At 44.6% G+C, this 19,927-nt stretch carries 20 protein-coding genes and 1 pseudogene; 17 read left to right on the top strand and 4 right to left on the bottom strand.

The features are described 5' to 3' along the window. Nucleotides 1-440: 440 nt before the first annotated feature. On the top strand, nucleotides 441-1,991 hold the full coding sequence (pruA, locus tag L1611_RS17235; RefSeq protein WP_236314952.1) for an L-glutamate gamma-semialdehyde dehydrogenase: 1,551 nt from the start codon (nucleotides 441-443) through the stop codon (nucleotides 1,989-1,991). 116 nt (nucleotides 1,992-2,107) lie between these two features. Here pruA and L1611_RS17230 read toward each other — a convergent pair whose 3' ends face one another. Continuing rightward, a complete protein-coding gene (locus L1611_RS17230; protein WP_236314960.1) occupies nucleotides 2,108-2,995 on the bottom strand; it encodes a YitT family protein in 888 nt (295 codons plus the stop codon). Between the two features lie 550 nt (nucleotides 2,996-3,545). Here L1611_RS17230 and putP point away from each other — a divergent pair. Continuing rightward, the gene (putP, locus tag L1611_RS17225; RefSeq protein ID WP_236314951.1) at nucleotides 3,546-5,054 is read left to right on the top strand and encodes a sodium/proline symporter PutP; all 1,509 of its coding nucleotides are present in this window, start codon (nucleotides 3,546-3,548) and stop codon (nucleotides 5,052-5,054) included. Nucleotides 5,055-5,267: 213 nt separating this feature from the next. Here putP and L1611_RS17220 read toward each other — a convergent pair whose 3' ends face one another. Next, the gene (locus L1611_RS17220) at nucleotides 5,268-6,188 is read right to left on the bottom strand and encodes a DMT family transporter (protein WP_236314950.1); all 921 of its coding nucleotides are present in this window, start codon (nucleotides 6,186-6,188) and stop codon (nucleotides 5,268-5,270) included. 130 nt (nucleotides 6,189-6,318) lie between these two features. Between L1611_RS17220 and pdxR the strand changes: the two genes are divergently transcribed. The 6 genes and pseudogenes from pdxR (at nucleotide 6,319) to L1611_RS17190 (ending at nucleotide 13,157) form a co-directional block, all read left to right on the top strand. Beyond that, nucleotides 6,319-7,752, top strand: a complete 1,434-nt coding sequence (pdxR, locus tag L1611_RS17215; protein WP_236314949.1) for a MocR-like pyridoxine biosynthesis transcription factor PdxR — start codon at nucleotides 6,319-6,321, stop codon at nucleotides 7,750-7,752. 286 nt (nucleotides 7,753-8,038) lie between these two features. Beyond that, a complete protein-coding gene (gatC, locus tag L1611_RS17210) occupies nucleotides 8,039-8,329 on the top strand; it encodes an Asp-tRNA(Asn)/Glu-tRNA(Gln) amidotransferase subunit GatC (protein ID WP_236314948.1) in 291 nt (96 codons plus the stop codon). An 18-nt stretch (nucleotides 8,330-8,347) separates the two neighbouring features. Further along, a complete protein-coding gene (gatA, locus tag L1611_RS17205) occupies nucleotides 8,348-9,805 on the top strand; it encodes an Asp-tRNA(Asn)/Glu-tRNA(Gln) amidotransferase subunit GatA (protein WP_236314947.1) in 1,458 nt (485 codons plus the stop codon). A gap of 14 nt (nucleotides 9,806-9,819) precedes the next feature. Then, complete coding sequence (gatB, locus tag L1611_RS17200) at nucleotides 9,820-11,253, top strand: Asp-tRNA(Asn)/Glu-tRNA(Gln) amidotransferase subunit GatB (protein ID WP_236314946.1); 1,434 nt, start codon at nucleotides 9,820-9,822, stop codon at nucleotides 11,251-11,253. Between the two features lie 382 nt (nucleotides 11,254-11,635). Then, nucleotides 11,636-12,544, top strand: coding sequence for a diacylglycerol kinase (locus tag L1611_RS17195; RefSeq protein WP_236314945.1), 909 nt, complete (start codon nucleotides 11,636-11,638; stop codon nucleotides 12,542-12,544). A 79-nt stretch (nucleotides 12,545-12,623) separates the two neighbouring features. After that, nucleotides 12,624-13,157, top strand: a pseudogene (locus tag L1611_RS17190) (maltose acetyltransferase domain-containing protein). A 29-nt stretch (nucleotides 13,158-13,186) separates the two neighbouring features. On the opposite strand, the gene L1611_RS17185 reads toward L1611_RS17190, so the two are convergent. Beyond that, nucleotides 13,187-13,393, bottom strand: a complete 207-nt coding sequence (locus L1611_RS17185; RefSeq protein WP_236314944.1) for a heavy-metal-associated domain-containing protein — start codon at nucleotides 13,391-13,393, stop codon at nucleotides 13,187-13,189. A gap of 158 nt (nucleotides 13,394-13,551) precedes the next feature. Here L1611_RS17185 and L1611_RS17180 point away from each other — a divergent pair, with 158 nt between their 5' ends. The 6 genes from L1611_RS17180 (at nucleotide 13,552) to L1611_RS17160 (ending at nucleotide 16,365) form a co-directional block, all read left to right on the top strand. Continuing rightward, on the top strand, nucleotides 13,552-13,755 hold the full coding sequence (locus L1611_RS17180; RefSeq protein WP_225067274.1) for a hypothetical protein: 204 nt from the start codon (nucleotides 13,552-13,554) through the stop codon (nucleotides 13,753-13,755). Nucleotides 13,756-13,774: 19 nt separating this feature from the next. Next, complete coding sequence (locus L1611_RS17175) at nucleotides 13,775-14,068, top strand: spore coat protein (protein ID WP_236314943.1); 294 nt, start codon at nucleotides 13,775-13,777, stop codon at nucleotides 14,066-14,068. 16 nt (nucleotides 14,069-14,084) lie between these two features. Next, nucleotides 14,085-14,213 (top strand): hypothetical protein, encoded by a 129-nt coding sequence (locus L1611_RS20710; RefSeq protein ID WP_265738489.1) that lies wholly within the window; start codon nucleotides 14,085-14,087, stop codon nucleotides 14,211-14,213. A gap of 35 nt (nucleotides 14,214-14,248) precedes the next feature. Continuing rightward, entirely contained in the window at nucleotides 14,249-14,398 is a 150-nt protein-coding gene (locus L1611_RS17170; protein ID WP_236314942.1) for a hypothetical protein, read from the top strand. Nucleotides 14,399-15,079: 681 nt separating this feature from the next. Further along, on the top strand, nucleotides 15,080-15,577 hold the full coding sequence (locus L1611_RS17165) for a DUF2243 domain-containing protein (RefSeq protein WP_236314941.1): 498 nt from the start codon (nucleotides 15,080-15,082) through the stop codon (nucleotides 15,575-15,577). Beyond that, nucleotides 15,577-16,365: a cytochrome c oxidase assembly protein gene (locus L1611_RS17160; protein WP_236314940.1), complete on the top strand. Its 789-nt coding sequence runs from the start codon at nucleotides 15,577-15,579 to the stop codon at nucleotides 16,363-16,365. Before L1611_RS17165 ends, L1611_RS17160 begins: the two co-directional genes overlap by 1 nt. Before the next feature lie 44 nt (nucleotides 16,366-16,409). Here the strand turns inward: L1611_RS17160 and L1611_RS17155 are convergent, their stop codons facing one another. After that, nucleotides 16,410-16,700, bottom strand: coding sequence for a hypothetical protein (locus L1611_RS17155; RefSeq protein ID WP_236314939.1), 291 nt, complete (start codon nucleotides 16,698-16,700; stop codon nucleotides 16,410-16,412). A 165-nt stretch (nucleotides 16,701-16,865) separates the two neighbouring features. Between L1611_RS17155 and L1611_RS17150 the strand changes: the two genes are divergently transcribed. The 3 genes from L1611_RS17150 to L1611_RS17140 all read left to right on the top strand — a co-directional run bounded on the left by L1611_RS17150 (nucleotide 16,866) and on the right by L1611_RS17140 (nucleotide 19,887). After that, nucleotides 16,866-17,564 (top strand): YetF domain-containing protein, encoded by a 699-nt coding sequence (locus tag L1611_RS17150; protein WP_236314938.1) that lies wholly within the window; start codon nucleotides 16,866-16,868, stop codon nucleotides 17,562-17,564. Nucleotides 17,565-18,088: 524 nt separating this feature from the next. Next, nucleotides 18,089-18,607: an RNA polymerase sigma factor gene (locus L1611_RS17145; RefSeq protein ID WP_236314937.1), complete on the top strand. Its 519-nt coding sequence runs from the start codon at nucleotides 18,089-18,091 to the stop codon at nucleotides 18,605-18,607. Beyond that, nucleotides 18,604-19,887: a DUF4179 domain-containing protein gene (locus L1611_RS17140; protein WP_236314936.1), complete on the top strand. Its 1,284-nt coding sequence runs from the start codon at nucleotides 18,604-18,606 to the stop codon at nucleotides 19,885-19,887. Before L1611_RS17145 ends, L1611_RS17140 begins: the two co-directional genes overlap by 4 nt. Nucleotides 19,888-19,927: the final 40 nt, after the last annotated feature.

Genomic DNA, 19,927 nt, shown 5'->3' with positions numbered 1-19,927 from the left:
CCTTTTTAGCCATAGAAAATCCCCTCCCAGGTAGACTCTTAAGAACATCATATCAAATGCTCTCTTTTTTTCCTGTCTACCTGAAGGGGATAATACCAAACCCCATTCTTTTTTTAAGTTTTATCCGTGCCAGGCACACTCGTAGAAGCCTTGGGGGGTAAGGGATTTGAAATGGTGCCAGGCACACTCAGAGAAGCCTTGGGGGGTAAGGGATTTGAAATGGTGCCAGGTACACTCAGAGAGGCCCTGGGGGAGAAGGGGTCATAAAGTGTACCTGGTACAGCCAAACACGAGAAAAATCAATTGTTTTATTATGGAAAATTCTGACTATTACTGGATGTTTGAAAGCGTTATTTTCATAGTGTAGAATGGGAATGTAATTGAAAACTTGTATGCGTTTTCAATACTACTCTATTGCGATATAGGAGGGTTCATTCTTTATGGTAGTCCCTTATAAACACGAGCCATTTACCGATTTTTCAGTCAAGGAAAATCGTGAAGCTTTTGAACAGGCTTTGAAAAAAGTCGAGAATGAATTATTAGGTAAAGACTATGACCTGATCATCAATGGAGAGTACGTCTCTACAGATGATAAGATCGTGTCGATCAATCCTGCGAATAAAGAAGAGGTCATCGGTCGTGTTTCAAAAGCGAACCAAGAGCTCGCTGAAAAGGCGATGCAATCTGCGGACAAAGCTTTTGAAACTTGGCGCAAGGTGGATCCGGAAGAACGTGCGAACGTCCTATTCCGTGCAGCTGCAGAAATTCGCCGCCGTAAACATGAATTCTCTGCTTTGTTGGTGAAAGAAGCAGGAAAGCCGTGGAAAGAAGCAGACGCTGATACAGCTGAATCAATTGATTTCCTTGAGTATTACGGCCGTCAAATGCTCGAAATCAAGGATGGTAAACCGATCCAAAGTCGTCCAATCGAACACAACCAATACAAATACACTTCTTTAGGTGTTAGCGTCACGATTTCGCCATGGAACTTCCCGCTCGCAATCATGGCTGGTACGACAGTTGCACCGATCGTCACCGGTAACACGGTGATTTTAAAACCAGCTAGTGCGACACCAGTCGTTGCAGCATGGTTTGCAGATGTCATGCTTAAAGCCGGCACTCCTGCAGGGGTCTTGAACTACTTGCCTGGGAGCGGTTCTGAAGTTGGAGACTATCTTGTCGATCACCCGAAAACTCGTCTCATCAGTTTCACAGGTTCCCGTGACGTTGGTACACGTATCTGGGGACGTGCAGCAAAGATCCAAGAGGGCCAAATATGGCTTAAGCGCGTAATCGTTGAAATGGGTGGAAAAGATACAGTCTGTGTCGACAAAGACACTGATCTTGATCTAGCAGCCCAATCAATCGTTTACTCTGCATTCGGATTTGCTGGACAAAAATGTTCTGCCGGTTCCCGTGCGGTCGTTCACCAAGATGTTTACGATGAGGTTCTTGACAAAGCTATCAAGCTTACGAAAGAACTTACGACTGGCAGTCCGGTTGATCATAACACTTACATGGGACCGGTCATTGATAAAGGTGCTTACGACAAGATCATGAACTATATCGAAATCGGTAAAGAGGAAGGCCGTCTTGTGGCTGGTGGTGAAGGTGATGATTCCAAAGGATTCTTCATCCAACCGACGATCTTCGCTGATCTTGATCCGAAAGCGCGCATCATGCAGGAAGAAATCTTCGGTCCAGTCGTTGCATTCAGTAAAGCACGTGATTTCGACCACATGCTTGAAATTGCTAACAATACGGAGTATGGCCTGACAGGAGCTCTTCTTACAAACGACCGCGAAAAGATCAAACGCGCAAAAGAAGACTTCCATGTCGGTAACCTCTACTTTAACCGAGGGTGTACTGGAGCAATCGTCGGATATCAACCATTCGGCGGATTCAATATGTCCAGAACAGACTCCAAAGCTGGGGGACCAGACTATCTCATACAGCACATGCAAGCGAAAACAACATCAGAAGGACTATAAACAACTTTAAACAAACCCCTGTCTGCCACCGAACGGCGGGGGTTTTACTATTCCAGAATAAAAAACCGGATTCCTTTGAGGAACTCCAGCTGTTTTGGCAGGTATGTTTTTCCCTATTAGTGGATGCTTCTTTTTCTGAAACGCCCGCCCTTGACGTCATGAATATCCCCGACTGCCAGGAATGCTGAGGGATCGAGTTCTTCAACAATGCTTTTGAGCTTCGCTTCTTCAAGACGAGTAATGACACAGAAGATGACCTTCTTTGCATCGCCAGTATAGGCGCCTTCCCCGTTCAAATAAGTGACACCTCTCCCTAGTCGGGCATTCAAGGTTTCTGCGATTTCTTTATGCATATCACTTATGATCCATACAGATTTGGAAGATTCGAATCCTTCGATTGTAATGTCGATCATTTTAAAAGCAATGAAGTAAGCGATCAACGAATACATCGCCCGTTCCCATCCGAATACAAAGCCTGCACTCCCCAAAATGAAAAGATTGAAAAACATGACGACTTCGCCGACTGAAAAGGGTGTCGCCTTATTAAAAAGAATCGCCATTATTTCAGTTCCATCCAAAGAGCCTCCGTAACGGATCACCAAGCCTACACCGATCCCTAAAATGATCCCGCCGAATACGGAAGCCAGAAGAGGGTCATCGGTCAAAACGGGCACAGGGTGCAGCCATAATGTGAAAATGGAAAGAGACGTGACGCCGAATAAAGTGGTGAGAGCAAAGGTTTTACCGATTTGTTTATACCCGATGAAAAAGAAGGGAAGGTTCAATAAGAGAAGCAAGTATCCCAGTTTGATACCGCTCAAGTGTGAAAGGATGATAGAGATCCCTACAATCCCTCCATCAATGATCTGGTTAGGGACCAAAAAGATTTCCAGCCCGGTTGCGACAAGCAATGCCCCCAGCGGAACGAGAATGATGCGTTTTACCAGCTGGGTTTTCGATAATTTTTTATGCTGAGCCTTTATTCGTGGATTTTGTTCAAACAATCCCTCCAAATATCCATCCCCCTTAAACTAAAATCCTTTCAAGATCACCGACTTTTTTGTTATCTTATTATACATGACAATACGTCTACAATATTCCGTTTCTTTACCGTTGAGCGGGAAAGAATATATGGTAATGATGGGAAAAAGGGCACATGTCGTATAAAAACCAGCTCAAATGGTAATATTATCCTTGAATTTATCTTCATGAATTTTTATGAATAGATATTATAATATACGGTTGTAAAGGCTTACATTTCCCGGTTTATATGTATAAACATACATTTGCATCGATTAATAATAATTGACACAATGTTCTATAAATTATATTATGTTATGGTCTTTGATAGTTGCAACAATTGCGGGATATTGAGCAGGGTAATAATGAATTATTTTTGCATAACACTTGCATATAAAATACAGGAGGTGTACATCGTGGAGGAATTCAGTCTATCGACAGCAACATGGTTTTGGTTACTAGTACCTATGCCTTTAGTAGTTATTTTATCGATCATATCGTATTTTATTGAACCGAAGGGAGAGAATTGATTAGATGGGTATTGATACGCCTACGTTAATAACATTCATCATTTATTTAGTCGTAATGCTTGCGATCGGAGTCATTTCCTACCGCCTTACAAGTAACTTATCAGATTATGTATTAGGAGGAAGAAGCCTGACTCCTGGAGTAGCAGCACTTAGTGCGGGTGCTTCGGATATGAGTGGTTGGCTCTTGCTCGGGTTACCAGGGGCTGTTTACGCAGGTGGTATGAACGCAGCGTGGATCGGAATCGGTCTATCGATCGGTGCTTATTTGAACTGGCAGTTTGTGGCAAAACGCCTTCGCCAATATACGGAAGTCTCTAATGATTCGATCACAATTCCTGATTACTTTGAAAATCGTTTCCGTGATAATTCGAAAATTTTACGCGTGATGTCTGCAATTGTCATTCTATTTTTCTTTACTGTCTATACAGCTTCAGGGCTTGTAGGGGGAGCAAAGCTTTTCCAATCATCCTTTAATATGCCTTACACGGCTGCATTATGGATTGGAGCGGCAGTCATTATCTCGTACACATTCCTGGGCGGATTCCTTGCAGTAAGTTGGACTGACTTCATCCAAGGGATTCTGATGTTTTTAGCCTTGATTATTGTTCCGATTGTTGCAGTCAATAAGGTTGGTGGCTGGAATGAAACGATCAACCAGGTAGGAGCTGTAGATGCAGGCTTTGTCGATATCATGGCAGGTATGGGTGGTGTTACAGGATTTCTCGCAATCATTTCTTCGCTTGCCTGGGGTCTTGGTTACTTTGGACAACCTCATATCCTGACTCGTTTTATGGCTGTAAAATCTTCACAAGACATTCCGAAGGCTCGTATGATCGGAATGACATGGATGGTCGTTTCTCTATTCGGTGCTATCTTTACAGGTTTGGCTGGTATCGCTTACTTTGCAGACAACCCGCTTGAAGGTGCAGCGACTGAAACTGTATTCATCCTATTCACGCAAGTCTTATTCAATCCTTGGGTATCAGGTGTCCTATTAGCAGCAATCCTTGCGGCAATCATGAGTACAGTCGATTCTCAATTGCTCGTATCCTCCAGTGCTCTTGCAGAAGACTTTTACAAAGCATTACTTAGAAAAAATGCGAGTGAAAAAGAATTGGTTTGGATCGGTCGTTTCGCGGTGATTGGAATTGCTCTTATTGCCGGATTGATTGCTTCCAACCCTGAATCTCGCGTATTGGAGCTTGTAAGTTATGCATGGGCAGGATTCGGTGCTGCATTCGGGCCTGTCATCATCCTTTCACTGTTCTGGAGACGTATGACTCGGAACAGTGCGATTGCAGGAATCCTAGTCGGTGCAGTAACAGTTGTACTTTGGAAGACACTTTCAACTCCACCAGCGGGAGCTGAGCAAACAGAAGCCGTCATTCCATTTGCACTGTACGAAATTATTCCAGGATTTATCCTTGCAACAATTGCAATCATCATTGTAAGTTTGATGGGCAAAGGACCAAAACAAGAAGTCAAAGATGAATTCACAGAAGCTGTTGAATAAAAAGAGATAAAAGAAAGACTGGCTCAAGAGGCAAACCCTCTCCAAGCCAGTCTTTTTTCTTTGTCTGAAGCATTGTTATCATATCTCTGTACCAGGCACCGATCGGGAAGCGTTGGCGCTGTAGGCTTCTTTTTCGGTGCCTGGCACCATTTTCAATCCCTTGTACCGCAACGGTTTTGAAAGTGTACCTGGTACGTCAGTCAGGCACGTCAGTCAGACGTTGGAGCGGGTGACTTCTCCGTTCTTGACTAGCTTCATGAGGGTAGTGCGATTGGTCAGCACCACGCCGAGAATGATGAGGAATGCGCCCAGGATCATGATAGGAGACAGGGCTTCCTGTAAAAACATATAGCCTACGAAAATGGCAATCAATGGCGAGACATACAGCCAAGTCGATGGGAAGATGGGATTGGTTTTTGATATCAGCCAGTAATAGAGTCCATGTCCCCCAATCGATCCCACCAGGATCAAGTAAAGCAAGGCGATCTGTGCATTAGAATTTGCCACGAGTGAAGAAAAGCTAGGATCCTCAACTAAGAAGGAAAAAAGAGTCAACATAATCCCTCCGTAAAACATTTGCACACCATTCATCAAAAATGGGGAAAAGCGATGTTCCGTCGCAAAATATCGTTTGGAAAAAACCGTTCCATATCCGTAGCCGACTTCTCCGATCAACACCACGATACATCCGATCACCCAAAGATAAGAAAGTGTCTCGCCTAAACCAGGCAGTGAGATGCAAATGACACCTACAAGTGCGATCATCAACCCGCTCACCTTGATAAAATCAAGTTCAGCCTCCTTGCGTTGCCTCTGGATCAACAAAATCATCATAGGACCAGTCGCGGAGAGGACAGCAGCTAAGCCAGATGTAATGTATTGTTCAGCCCAATAGAGGGTCGAAAAGGTCATGAACGTAATACAGAAACCTACCAAAATGAGCTGTTTGGATACCAAAGCCTCAACGATCGGATGTTTTTTGATGGCAAAAAAGCCAAGGACAAGCAGTCCAGCAATCATAAATCGGACTCCGCCAGAAAGAATCGGTGTCGACCCTGCATCAATCCCTACTTTTATAAACAGAAAAGTTGTACCGAAAATAATGCAAACTAAAATGTAATTGATAAAAATCATCTGATAACCTCCTTTTCAGTTAAAAGGAGTATAAAGGAGTTAGTGTATAACAGTTTGATAGAGCGTATAACAGTTCTCCTTGTAAAACGTTTTAATTTCAGCTTTACTTAAAGAAAAAGGGGAGCTGAATATGAAACTAGTCCTGAAGAAAGAGGCGGCCACACCGATCCATCAGCAAATTTATCATCAGCTGGTGAACAGGATCCAGACGGGAGTATTAGCGGCTGGAGATAGAATGCCTTCATTACGGTTATTGTCAAAAGAGTTGGAAGTGAATTATCTGACCATCAATAAAGTCTATCAGCGCTTGGAAGAAGAAGGCTATGTTGAAATCCTCCAAGGAAAGGGAGCTTTTGTGAAAAGTCCTCATTCCGGTCATACATTCCCACAAATAGATGGGCATCAGGATAGTTTCACGCCTCTTCTTACGCGTTCGCAATATCTGATGCAGCGTTCGAAACGTCAATACGATTTTTCAAAAGCTGTCGTATCTCCGGGACTGTTGCCGAGTCATTTTCTTGCGGATCAGGCAAAAACGATTCTTGATCTATACCCGATGATCTTGACGACGTATGGACCGGTGGAAGGGGATGAAGAACTGCGTACTGAAGTGTCCGCTTACTTGGGCAATCAGCTTGGTTATCGACCACCAATAGATGAAATTCTTATCACGAGTGGAGTCCAACAAGCGATCAATGTGGTTGCAAACACTTTTCTGACACCGTCTGATACAGTAGCGGTCGAAAGCCCTTGTTATGGTGCTGCACTCGATACGTTCATGAACAGAGGAAATGCGATTCTACCGATACAGATTGATCGAGATGGAATGAGGACCGATCTATTGGAGGAGCAGTGCCGAAGGAACCCTCCAAGGGTTGTGTACGTTAATCCCACCTTCCATAACCCGACTGGGACATCAATGAGTGAAAAGCGACGCAAAGAGCTTCTTGAGCTTGCTGAAACGTATCATTTCCTCATCATTGAGGACGATTCGTTCAATGAAATCTATTTTGATGGTGTGCTTCCGCCGAAACCGATCAAGTACTTTGATACGACCGGCCATTGCATTTTTTTGAAAGGATTCAGTAAAACGATGGCACCGGGAATTCGATTAGGAGCCCTCATTGCGGATAAGGAATTGTATGAGTCGATCTTTATTGCAAAAGCCTCCATGGATGTCGGAAGCCCGCTCTTGAACCAGAAAGTGATCCTCCCGTTCATGAAGACACAGCGGATGAAGGATCACCTTGAAAAATTGAGAATAGCCTTGCAAATCAGGCGGGATATGACAGTTGAAATCCTGGAAAACCACTTGAAAGATCGGATCACATATGAAATTCCGAAAGGCGGGTTGAATTTGTGGATCAAGCTGCCTGAGGGGATTGACATACTCGGGCTACAGAAACGGGCATCCGAGCTATCGATTTCCTTTCTGCCTGGCAGTGCATGTTATGCAACGAACGAACCGACACAAGAGATCCGTATCAGCTACTCCGGACTGAGCGACCGCGAAAACACCGAAGGCATCACAAAACTCGCCAAACTCATCACCGACCTGATATAGCAAGCTTTGTTTTGGGTGCCTGGCACCGATCAGGAACCCTTGGCGCCGTTGACTTCTCAATCGGTGTCAGGCACCATCTCAAATGCCCTATGAATGCTTTATCGTAGCAGTTCCAAAATTTATCGGTGCAAGTTTGAAAAATATCGGTGCAAATCCGAAATTTATCGTTAACTTGACATGAAAGCTGGACAATCTACTGCTCCTACACCCTGATTGTTGATATGGGCGGGTTCTTTTTGGTATCATCAGTATATTGCAATAGGTACGATTTTTGGAGGTGGAAAAAGTGGCCCGAATCACGAAGGAAGAAGTAAAGCACGTTGCGAAGCTGGCAAGGCTTGCGGTGACTGAGGAAGAAGCGGAAATGTTCACAAATCAGCTTGACGCGATCATCGGCTATGCAGAGCAACTGAAGGAATTGGATACAGATGGCGTGGAACCGACCACACACGTTTTAGACATGAAAAATGTTCTCCGTGAAGACGAAGCGAAGCCTTGGCTGACACGTGAGGAAGCACTCAAAAATACACCAGATACGCAAAACGGCCTAATCAAAGTTCCGGCAGTTTTAGAGTAGGGAGGGAGAAGATGGACGATGTCTTTATTTGAAAAGAAGATTTCAGAGCTGCATGAGCTCCTACATAAAAAAGAAATGAAGGTAAGCGAACTCGTCGACGCTTCCTTCTCAAGAATCAGCGAAGTAGACGATAAAGTGAAAGCCTTCTTGACACTGAATGAAGAAGGCGCAAGAGAACAAGCGAAATACCTCGACAGTAAGATGGGGACCGACGAAATGCGCGGACTCCTGTTCGGTCTGCCGATCGGGGTGAAAGACAACATCTCGACGAAGGGTCTTCGTACGACTTGCGGAAGCCAGTTGCTTGCCAACTTCGAGCCTGTTTTCGATGCAGCAGTCGTCGAGCGATTGAAAAAAGCGGAAACGGTCACAGTCGGTAAGCTAAACATGGACGAGTTCGCGATGGGTTCATCCAACGAAAACTCAGGATTTTTCCAAACACGCAACCCTTGGAACACGGACTACGTACCAGGCGGTTCCAGCGGTGGATCAGCAGCTGCAGTGGCAGCAGGAGAAGTCTTTTTCTCCCTCGGTTCCGACACTGGCGGATCGATCCGGCAGCCAGCAGCATACTGTGGCGTAGTAGGTTTAAAACCGACATACGGACGCGTTTCCCGTTTCGGCCTTGTCGCGTTCGCCTCTTCTCTTGACCAGATCGGCCCGATTACAAACTCGGTCGAAGACAATGCGTTTTTATTCCAGGCGATCAGCGGATATGACAAAATGGATTCCACATCTGCCAACGTTAAAAACCAGGACTACACAGCAGCCCTAACTGGCGATATCCAAGGTCTGAAAATCGCGGTGCCGAAAGAATATATCGGTGAAGGTGTAGATGAAGACGTCAAGAACCGGATCATGGACGCGCTTAAAGTCTTAGAAGGCCTGGGGGCAGAGTGGGAAGAGGTTTCACTCCCGCACTCGAAATATGGTGTCGCAACCTATTATTTGCTCGCGTCATCTGAAGCGTCCTCTAACCTGGCTCGCTTTGACGGAGTCCGTTACGGTGTACGCACGGAAAACGCGGACAATCTCCTGGAGCTTTACAACCACACGCGCAGCGAAGGGTTCGGTAACGAGGTGAAACGCCGGATCATGCTTGGAACATTCGCGTTGAGCTCAGGGTTTTACGACGCGTATTACAAAAAAGCACAGAAAGTACGTACATTGATCAAGAACGACTTCGACGAAGTTTTTGAAAAATACGATGTCATCCTTGGACCGACAGCGCCTACAACTGCGTTCAAGATCGGTGCGAAAACCGATGACCCGCTTACAATGTACGCGAACGATATCCTGACGATCCCAGTCAACCTTGCTGGGGTACCGGCAATTTCCGTCCCATGCGGACTCTCCAATGGACTGCCTGTCGGACTACAAATCATCGGAAAAGCGTTTGATGAAAGTACGATCTATCGTGTTGCTCACGCCTATGAGCATGCGACAGACCATCATCAAAACAAACCGCAACTGTAAGGGGGGACGAAAAGATGCATTTTGAAACGATTATCGGACTTGAGGTCCATGCTGAACTAAAAACGAACTCGAAGATCTTCTGCAGCTGCTCCACCGAATTCGGAGCACCACCGAACACGAACGTCTGCCCGATCTGTCTTGGACACCCGGGCGTTCTACCTGTCGTGAACAGGCAAGCGGTTGACTTCGCGATGCGTGCGGCAATGGCATTAAACTGTGAAATCACACGAGAAACAAAATTCGACCGCAAAAACTATTTTTATCCGGACAATCCGAAGGCCTATCAGATCTCTCAATTTGATAAGCCGATCGGCCAAAACGGCTGGATTGAAATCGAAGTCGACGGCAAGAAAAAGAAAATCGGGATCACACGCCTTCATATGGAAGAGGATGCCGGTAAATCGATGCATGCTGAAGACGGAACCCATTCCCTCGTGGACTTGAACCGCCAGGGTACGCCGCTTGTCGAGATCGTATCAGAGCCAGACATCCGTACACCGGAAGAAGCCTATGCCTACTTGGAGAAAATGAAGGCGATCCTACAATATACAGAAGTATCCGATTGTAAAATGGAAGAAGGGTCATTGCGCTGTGACGCGAACATTTCACTCCGCCCAGTCGGACAGGAGGAGTTCGGAACGAAGACGGAGCTGAAGAACCTGAACTCGTTTGCGAACGTCCAAAAAGGACTCGCTCATGAAGAAGTCCGCCAGGAAAAAGTATTGCTCAGCGGTGGAGAGATTCTCCAGGAGACACGTCGCTTTGACGAGGTTTCCAAGAAAACGATCCTCATGCGTGTGAAAGAGGGCTCTGACGACTACCGCTACTTCCCAGAGCCGGATCTTGTCGGCCTTTCAATCGACGAAGCCTGGATCGAGCGTGTGAAATCCGAGATTCCTGAGCTTCCGGATGCGCGTAAGCAACGGTACATCGATGAGTTGAAGCTCCCAGCATATGACGCGAAGGTTTTAACGCAATCGAAGAAAATGTCCGATTACTTTGAAAAAGTATTGGATAATGGTGCTGACGCAAAAGCTGCATCCAATTGGATGATGGGTGAGGTTTCCGCGTACTTGAACGCTGAGTACAAGGAGATCGATGAAGTCGCTCTTACACCAGATGGTCTTGCGAAAATGATTGAGCTCATCGAAAAAGGAACGATTTCTTCCAAAATTGCGAAGAAAGTGTTCAAAGAGCTGATCGAAAAAGGTGGCGATCCAGAAGCGATCGTCAAGGAAAAAGGACTTGTCCAGATTTCGGATGAAGGTGAGCTTCGCGGCATCGTCACTGGAATTTTAGATGAGAACGAACAATCGATCATCGACTATAAAAACGGGAAAGACCGGGCACTCGGATTCCTCGTTGGCCAAGTGATGAAGGCGACGAAAGGGAAAGCGAACCCGCCGATGGTCAACAAACTGATCGTCGACGAAATCGAAAAGCGCTGAGTCATGAAGAAGCCCTTTAGGAGGGCTTCTTTTCTGGTACGTTAAGAATGTATAACTTTTCAGCGATGTAGCTAACCGACGTAGCAGATAAGTTTACGAACGAAGTATAAGTGCAGCTTAGGCTCAGCCTTCGCCATGGCTTGGCTTTGCCAAGTTTTCTTTATAGGAGGGCAGAGAATTTATCGCGACAACTTCCTGGGAATTTATGGGCATTTCGCCAAATCCGGCTTTCGTCGTTCTTTGTCACAGCGAATTGCTTTGCATTTTGGATTTAAGGTCACTATAATAAGATGGACGGAAACAATAAAAGGAAAATTTTTACACAACAGTTGTCCGCATCTAGTTTTTTGAAACCTATTAGAATAAAATCAGGTGATCTATTATGAAACGAGCTCGATTAATTTATAATCCGACATCAGGCAGGGAACAGGTCAAGCGGCAGCTGCCTTATATCCTGGAAAAACTGGAGAAAGCAGGCTACGAGACTTCGGCTCATGCAACCAGCGCCGATGAAGGAGATGCAACAAGAGCAGCAAGACTGGCAGTTGAACGTGAATTCGATCTTGTCATTGCAGCAGGCGGCGATGGAACGATCTACGAGATCATCAACGGCATCGCAGAACTTCCGAACCGACCGAAGATGGGGATCATCCCTGCAGGCACGACCAACGACTTTGCTCGGGCCCTGGGGATTCCTCGGACGATCGAAAGGGCTGTAGATGTTTTATGTGATGGGATTGACATCCCGGTAGACATCGGTCGTGTGAACGGAAAGTATTTCGTCAACATCGCTGGCGGTGGTAAGCTCACAGAACTGACCTATGCTGTTCCGAGTCAGATGAAGACGATGATCGGCCAGTTAGCGTATTACTTGAAAGGGATGGAGATGCTCCCGTCAATCCGTCCAACCAACGTCAAAATCGAATACGATGACAAAGTATACGAAGGTGACATCATGCTTTTTCTGGTCGCGAATACGAACTCTGTCGGCGGTTTTGAAAAACTGGCTCCGATGTCCGAATTCAATGACGGCTATTTCGACCTCATCATTTTGAAAAAAGCGAACCTCGCCGAGTTCATCCGCGTCGCAACACTCGCGATCAAAGGTGATCACATCCGGGACGAACACGTCATTTATGAAAAAGCAAGACGTATCAATATCCATACCGAAGAAAAAATGCAGTTGAACCTTGACGGAGAATACGGAGGCCTGCTTCCAGGCGAATTCGTGAACCTCAGGCACCATCTGCAAATGATCGTCCCGAAAGAACGCTTTGAAACCGACAGATAAAAAAACAGAACCCGGCCCGCAAAGCCGGGTTTTGTGTTATATCGGATGTGGCCATTTATGACAAACGAAAAAGGAAAGGATGATGGCGGGAAAAATGTATGATCCAGCGGACAGTGTGCTCGTAAAAGAACGGGAATATGCCTGCCGGTCAACAAGATAGATCAACGGAACGACGGTAACTGAGGAAGATAAACAGGTCTCCCTTTTAATAGAACTGTTCGGTTCTACGGGGGAGCAGATCCATATTGAACCGAGCTTCTGATGTGATTACGGCTATAACATCCATGTCGGGGAAAACTTCTTCGCAAACTTTGACTGCGTCATTTTAGATGTATACAAGGCGACGTTCGGAGACAATTGTATGCTGGCACCAGGGGTATATATTTATACAGCGACCCACCCGCTCGATCCGCTAGAGAGAAATTCTAGAAGAGAATTCGGAAAACCTAGTACATTCGGTCACAACGTTTGGATCGGAGGCGGAGCGATCATAAACCCCGGCTTCAACATCGGGGACAATGTGGTCATCGCTTCAGGCGCAGTCGCTACAAAGGATGTGCCAGCCAACGTCGTTATAGGGGGAAATCCAGCGAAAATCATTAAACACATTTAACATTTATCCTTGAGACAGGGCAGAGGATACTACTCCACTTCATATCCAGTCTGCTCGATCGTTTTTTTAATCTGATTATTACCTACCAAATCCTCCTCATATTCAACTTTCACATGCCCTGTTTCCAAATCAGCCATTGCTCGCTCAACACCACGACTTCCAGCAAGTGCTTTTTCCACTTTTTGGACACATTCCCCGCATGTCATCCCTTTTACTGTCAAGGTTACTTCACTCATGAACAGTCCCTCCTTATCAATTCATTCTGTTATTGTTCTTAATGTTTACGAAACCCTTGCCACCTACTCTTTTGTTGTGAGAAAAGCTGGATAAAAACAGGGCGGTCAATCAATACTATTTAACATAAATGACTACCATCAAGCGGGGGTGACGTTAAGTGAACCAACTTACGACGAAGGAATTGTCTTATATTGAAGATGAAATCCGAGCTGAGGAAATTACAGCAAAAACCATCAATTGGTGTGCTGCTCAATGTGAGGATCAAGCACTGCAGAAGCAATTAGAGGAGTTGGCCGAAAGCCACCAGATGAAAGTCGGAGATCTCTCTAAGTATTTCAATCGTTCGATGCATATTCAATAGTCAATGGAGGTGAAGGACCTTGCCGAATAACATAGAAAACCGGGGATTAACGGATCGAGAAATGCTCCAGCTATGTCTGGAGTTGGAAAAGGGAAGATGCAGATGTATCAGTAATACGTTGCTCGAAACAAGCCATAAGGAATTGAGGGAAGTCTATAAGCAATGCTTTGACAATGCTGAACAGAACCAAAGCAAGCTATTTGACATCATGAGTGGGAAAGGCTGGTATAAAGTTGAACCTGCTACGACAGAGCAAATCGGAAAAACCCAGGCTATGATGCAAAATAACTTGCATCCAGATGATCAGTTTTAACAGGGCGGTGATCGAAATGGTTCAAAAAGGTAAAAGCCAATATAAAGTTGTAACAGGTCCTTATAAAGATAAGACGACCGGGTTGAAGTTCGGATACGAATACTCATCAGGCAATAAAACGAATAAGAACGAAAACCAAAAGTGAGCATTGTAGGGCGATAGGTAAGGAGGACCATTGAGATGGCGAAAAACGAAAAGCTCAATGAAGAAGCAACAATGAACAATAATCTTGATTCGGCAACACTTAAAAATAACGTGGAGATTTCCGAAGCATTTCACGGTAAAAGAGTCGAAAAGGAAGTAAATCCAAAGAGAATCAAGAGAAGCTGAAATTCGAAGGCTGACCGAAATGCCGGTCAGTCTTTTTTAAAATTTGTTTCAATGAAGAATTGTCTAGCTCCAACGCCCAACCACTTGGATCACTTCAGTCCTCCTGTGGCGGTCGACACATTGATTTTAGGTCGAAGTGTTTACCCACGAAGAACTGAACTTTGTTTGGTTCGAGCCTCCTCGTCGGACTTCCAGTGACCTGCGAGGCTGGACAGGGCGTTTGCGTTTTTCTTTCTCCTTTATTGTTGCTTTCCATTTACGGGGCAATTTCTCAAGGATTACTATAGGATCTTTCCTGGATTGCTTTTCCCGAAAGAATATAATTTGGTAATCAACAATATGTGGTGACAACGCCTTGTTTTCAAGTTTATAAGATGGAGGGTTTTATGATTAACTGTACGATTTGGAGACATTCTAGTAATAAATAACAACAAAGGTAAGGTGGAGCATGATGATAACGAGAAAAAGACAAAGAAAACAAACGATCAGATTAACGATGATAGGGATTTTATTCAGTCTGATGCAAACCCTTTGGCTGTACAGGAATATTCAGGATATCAAGAATAAATTGAGGTGAAACTTCCGTTTTGGTCAAAAATACCCAATTTCAATTATTCCGATTCAACTTTTCCAAAAAAGGATAGGGTAAGGAAAGGACGAAATGATTAGGAGGACCAAAAAATGGCTTCTGAAAATCTTGATTCGCAACAAGATTCTATTACATACTTTAACCGGAATATTTGGTCAGGGATGCTGTTCGGTCTTGGATTCGTCGCCTTTGTTGACGAAACGGTATTCCATCAGCTCTTGCATTGGCATCATTTTTACGATAAAACGACTCGATCCATGGGCTTGATTTCCGATGGTCTGTTTCATGCCTTCAGCTGGTTTGCAACAATCAGCGGATTATTCATGGTAGCTGATCTCCGCAGGCGGAATGCTTTTGTTTTTAAGAGGTGGTGGGGCGGAAGCATGTTTGCAGGAGGTGCGTTCCAATTCTATGATGGGATTATTCAGCACAAAATTATGAGAATCCATCAAATCCGGTATGTCGATCATGTGTTCATCTACGACTGGGTTTGGAATATCATCGCGGTGATCATGATCATTGCCGGTGGGCTGCTCATCAACCGTACCAGCAAGGAACTCCGCAAAAAATGGGAAGGGAACAGTGGGTAATGCATGGACATATCCATCAAAGTAACAACGAACAGATGATGTTAATACTTCCTTTCCTGTTGCTGATCGGTTTATACATATTCGCAGGGGTGTCCTCGAACCGGCGCTATCATTCATGGCCGTTACACCGTTATTTTTTCTGGTGTTTCGGAGCTTTGAGTGCAGCCGGGGCGGTTGTCGGTCCGATTGCGAATCAAGCACATATGGATTTCACTGCCCATATGACTGGCCATCTGCTGCTCGGAATGCTTGCTCCTCTCCTGATTGCTATTTCGGCACCGGTGACGCTTATTTTGAGGACGATCAGTGTCAAATGGTCCCGCCGACTGACTCGTGTGTTGAAAAGCTGTTTTTTCCGGGTGGCAAGCGATCCGGTCGTAGCATCTCTTCTTAATGTGGGAGGATTATGGCTGCTCTATACGACGGAACTATATATGGCGATGCATGAAAGTCAGGTGTTGCATGTATTGGTCCATTTGCATGTATTTTTAGCGGGCTATCTTTTTACTGTTTCGATGATTTATATAGATCCGACTCCACATCAGAGAAGCTTTCTGTATCGTGCAGTTGTGTTTATTTTCGCATTGGGAGGGCATGGAATCTTGTCTAAGTATCTCTATGCCCATCCGCCTGCTGGCGTTCCCTCGGGACAGGCGGAAATCGGGAGTATGATCATGTATTACGGCGGCGACGCGATTGATATCGCATTGATCACGATTTTCTGTTTCCAATGGTATAAAGCGACACGTCCGCGAGAATCATCAACTTATCATCCGCAGGTGAATTAAAAAAGAGTCGACCTCTAGATTGGCCAACTCTTTTACTGTTGAGATTAAAAAGAATCGTATTCCTCTGATGCCTCCCTAGGTTTCGAGTGATAATAGATCCGGACGATCAACCACAAAATCAAGGCGATCCCGACGATTGCAACCCCAAGCCCGCCATACCCGATCCCCGACCAGCCTTTGACGAATGAAATACTGTATACGATCAACGTCGCTCCAAGCTGAAAGGTGAGATAGGGGAGGATGTACCAACGTAATTTTTTCGGAAAATAGATAACAAGCCAGCTGAAAATAATCCAACTGAAGCTGATCAAAGTCAGTAAAACGATGTCTGTCATAGCTTTAGCCCCCTGGGAGAATACTGTCTGTTTTTTATGAAGGAAGCAAATCAATTATTTACATTATATACCTTTTAAGTAAGCTTATCGATGGAAAATTGGAGAGAATGATCAATGAAAAACAAGGGCACCCTTATAGTTGATCCTAAATTAAGGGGTGGCTCTATGAATATTACAGAACTGATAATCCGATTATCGATATCATTCTTAGTACTATGGGCGATGACCAGATTGATGGGAAGAAAAGAAATAAGCCAGATGACGTTTCATAACTTCGTGTCGGCAATTGCAATCGGGACGATCGCTGGTTCTCTTGTGTTAAATTCCATGGTAAGCATTCGAAATGGAGTACTTGCATTAATCGGATGGGCAGCATTTACTTTGGTGTTCAGTTTTCTAGATCTCAAATCGAAGGGAGCGCATAAACTTCTTAACGGAACTCCCATCATTGTGATCAAGGAGGGAAAGATTATGGAGGACTCACTCCGGAAAACCCAACTAAACATGGAAACACTCAATGTTATGTTAAGAAAGAAAGGCGTGTTTTCCCTCTCTGATGTTTCTTTTGCCGTTTTTGAAACGGATGGAACCATATCGGTGATGAAAAAGGAAAGTTTGCAACCCCTCACAAAGAGGGATATGAACATATTCAAACCGGATCGTGGCAGTTCAGTAGGGACAGTAGTCGTATCTGATGGCAAATTGATCGAAGGCAATCTATCCAACCTTCATCTCGATACAGCATGGCTTGAACAAAAACTACGTGACTCAGGCATTCAGCGGATCTCAGAGGTCTTTTACGCAGAAGTCCAACAAGACGGAACACTCTATATCGATAAATACGATGATGGCGTCGTCCATTGAATAAAAGTGCTTGGCTCGGTGCCAGGCACTTTTTATGATCCGTTGGGGGACAAGGATTTCATTTCGGTACCTGGTACAGAGAATCTTTCGACAATCTCCTTTAGAGTTCAATCAAATGTTTGATTAAGCGGCTGAATTACTTTGAGGGCAATATAAGTGGATTTCAAACAAACGTATGATCAATGGTCAAAAACAGTGGTAAAAGTGTAAAAATTCACCTTTACGACAAGCCTTGCACCCGTTCAAACAAACATTTGATTAAGAAGCTTAACCTCTTGTGCCGTAACATAATGTATTTTCAAACAAACGTTTAATTAATTAGGTATAATTTAGGAGTGTGCCTGGCACCGATTCAGACCTCTTGATACATCAACGTTGTTTATCGGTGCCAGGCACTTTTTGGAATCCCATACGGCACAAGGGCTAAATTGTCGTGCCTGGTACACATATCTATTTTTATAAATAATTTGAACTTTTTGTGGGGTTGGTGACTCTAAGGTGTGGGTGGAAGAGGGGGGAGAGATTTGGGGATCGAGAAGCTTGTGCGAAAAGCACAACAGGGGGATAAAGAAGCGCTGTTACAGCTTGTTTTAGCAGAGAAAGACCAGTATTATAGGCTTGCTTACACTTATTTAAGACATAAAGAGGATGCAATGGATGCGCTCGAGGATATGATCGTCATCCTTTATGAAAAAATCAACAAATTGAAAAAGCGGGGTTCATTTTACAGTTGGAGCAAAACGATCCTCGTCAACTGTTGCCGGGACATCCTGAGGAAGCGGAAGAAAACGACGGTGATGGAAGAAATCGATGAGCCTTCAAACACGCATGAGGGAGAACGTGTCATTCATCAACTGGATCTACAGAAACTTTTAGGCAAGTTGTCCATTGATCAACAAGAAGCCATACAGCTCCGTTTCTGGCTTGACTACGATTATGAAATGATCGCGAAGATCACGAAAGTCCCGGTCGGAACGGTGAAATCAAGAATATCAATCGGGCTGAAAAAGCTTAAAAAGTATCTAGGTGGTGAATATCTATGAGTAATCTGGAAAAAAAGCTGAGGGAAGACGGAGAAAACATACAATCTATGAAAGCGCCGGCAGGACTGGAGGATCGGCTTAGAAACAGGCTTGATATCGAACCTCCCAAATCACGCAACCGATGGAAGAGATTCTCCCTCATTGCGGCATCGCTTTTGTTCCTGCTCTTTTTCACCTTCCAATTTGACACGATGGCTTATTACGGCAAGAAAATTCTCGGGTATGATGACGTACTGACAGATTCGTTAAGTGAGCTGAATGAAGAAGGGAAGGGCCAAGTAATCGATAAAAGTGCCAAACTCCCTAACGGAATCGAAGTCACGGTCAATGGGATTATGCTTGATGACAATCGGTTGATTGTGATGTATACCGTTTTTGACCCGAGGGAGGGTGAAGACAGCAAGTTCTCGGACTACCTTATCCAGATGGAAAGTGTTTTCGGGACCATTCGTGAGACATCAGGCTTCGGTACCGTGAATGATGACAATACGAAAATGTCGTATGTGCAATCCTTCGAACCTCCCAATCCCTTTGTAAAAAATATCGACTTTCATATAGCGATGGATGATAACCCGGCTGAAAAAGCGACAATTCCATTCAAGCTGGACCGATCAAAGGCGATGATGACGAAATACAATATGAAACTAGATGAATCAATCAAAACGGATTCCGTCATCTATGAATTTGAAAAACTGGTTGCAACACCTACGCAAACTGTCATTAAAGGAATAATAAAAGTGAAGGACAAAAAAGCATGGGATAAAATGGGCATGGGACACATCGCGTTTCAAATCGGATTGAAAGCAGACGGTGAAATGATCCGACCACAAGGGTCTGGTTTAACATCCAGTCTTGGCGGTTACACATTCGATCTGGAATATGAGCCTTTACCTGAGGATGTCAAAGACCTGACCCTCATACTTGAAAAGGAACTGAAATTTCATGAAGTGAATGTGAAAACTGAACTTGATCAGAAGACAATCCGATTAGCCGGTCAAAACCTTACGATTGAAGATATGAATGTGACAGATGGAAAGACGGAAATCACCGTAAATGCACCAGAAGATTTTGGTGTCATGGAGGCGGAGCTTAGTGGGGAGGGGTCTTCAATCTCTCTAGAATCCTCGTATGACCGGTCGTTTGATAAAATAGAAGAGGGCCTGGATAAGCAGCACGTACTCGTATTCGACGGGTCATTAACTCAAGCAGAAGTTTTAACTATATCCAAATACGCAAAAGTAGAACCAACCTACAAAACGATTCGAATCGCAGGGCAATAGAGCAATTCTCCTAATTTTCAAATGAGAAAAGGAATTCTAC

Source organism: Pseudalkalibacillus salsuginis, assembly GCF_021646685.1.
Classification (GTDB): Bacteria; Bacillota; Bacilli; order Bacillales; family Fictibacillaceae; genus Pseudalkalibacillus; species Pseudalkalibacillus salsuginis.
Note: the sequence above shows the minus strand (reverse complement) of the source record. Positions and strands in the feature narration are given on the sequence as shown.

Bases quoted from the DNA above. Each gene is read 5' to 3' on its own strand.
- pruA (WP_236314952.1), top strand. From the start codon at position 441: ATGGTAGTCCCTTATAAACACGAGCCATTTACCGATTTTTCAGTCAAG.
- putP (WP_236314951.1), top strand. From the start codon at position 3,546: ATGGGTATTGATACGCCTACGTTAATAACATTCATCATTTATTTAGTC.
- L1611_RS17220 (WP_236314950.1), bottom strand. From the start codon at position 6,188: ATGATTTTTATCAATTACATTTTAGTTTGCATTATTTTCGGTACAACT.
- pdxR (WP_236314949.1), top strand. From the start codon at position 6,319: ATGAAACTAGTCCTGAAGAAAGAGGCGGCCACACCGATCCATCAGCAA.
- gatA (WP_236314947.1), top strand. From the start codon at position 8,348: ATGTCTTTATTTGAAAAGAAGATTTCAGAGCTGCATGAGCTCCTACAT.
- gatB (WP_236314946.1), top strand. From the start codon at position 9,820: ATGCATTTTGAAACGATTATCGGACTTGAGGTCCATGCTGAACTAAAA.
- L1611_RS17195 (WP_236314945.1), top strand. From the start codon at position 11,636: ATGAAACGAGCTCGATTAATTTATAATCCGACATCAGGCAGGGAACAG.
- L1611_RS17185 (WP_236314944.1), bottom strand. From the start codon at position 13,393: ATGAGTGAAGTAACCTTGACAGTAAAAGGGATGACATGCGGGGAATGT.
- L1611_RS20710 (WP_265738489.1), top strand. From the start codon at position 14,085: ATGGTTCAAAAAGGTAAAAGCCAATATAAAGTTGTAACAGGTCCTTAT.
- L1611_RS17170 (WP_236314942.1), top strand. From the start codon at position 14,249: ATGGCGAAAAACGAAAAGCTCAATGAAGAAGCAACAATGAACAATAAT.
- L1611_RS17165 (WP_236314941.1), top strand. From the start codon at position 15,080: ATGGCTTCTGAAAATCTTGATTCGCAACAAGATTCTATTACATACTTT.
- L1611_RS17160 (WP_236314940.1), top strand. From the start codon at position 15,577: ATGCATGGACATATCCATCAAAGTAACAACGAACAGATGATGTTAATA.
- L1611_RS17155 (WP_236314939.1), bottom strand. From the start codon at position 16,700: ATGACAGACATCGTTTTACTGACTTTGATCAGCTTCAGTTGGATTATT.
- L1611_RS17150 (WP_236314938.1), top strand. From the start codon at position 16,866: ATGAATATTACAGAACTGATAATCCGATTATCGATATCATTCTTAGTA.
- L1611_RS17140 (WP_236314936.1), top strand. From the start codon at position 18,604: ATGAGTAATCTGGAAAAAAAGCTGAGGGAAGACGGAGAAAACATACAA.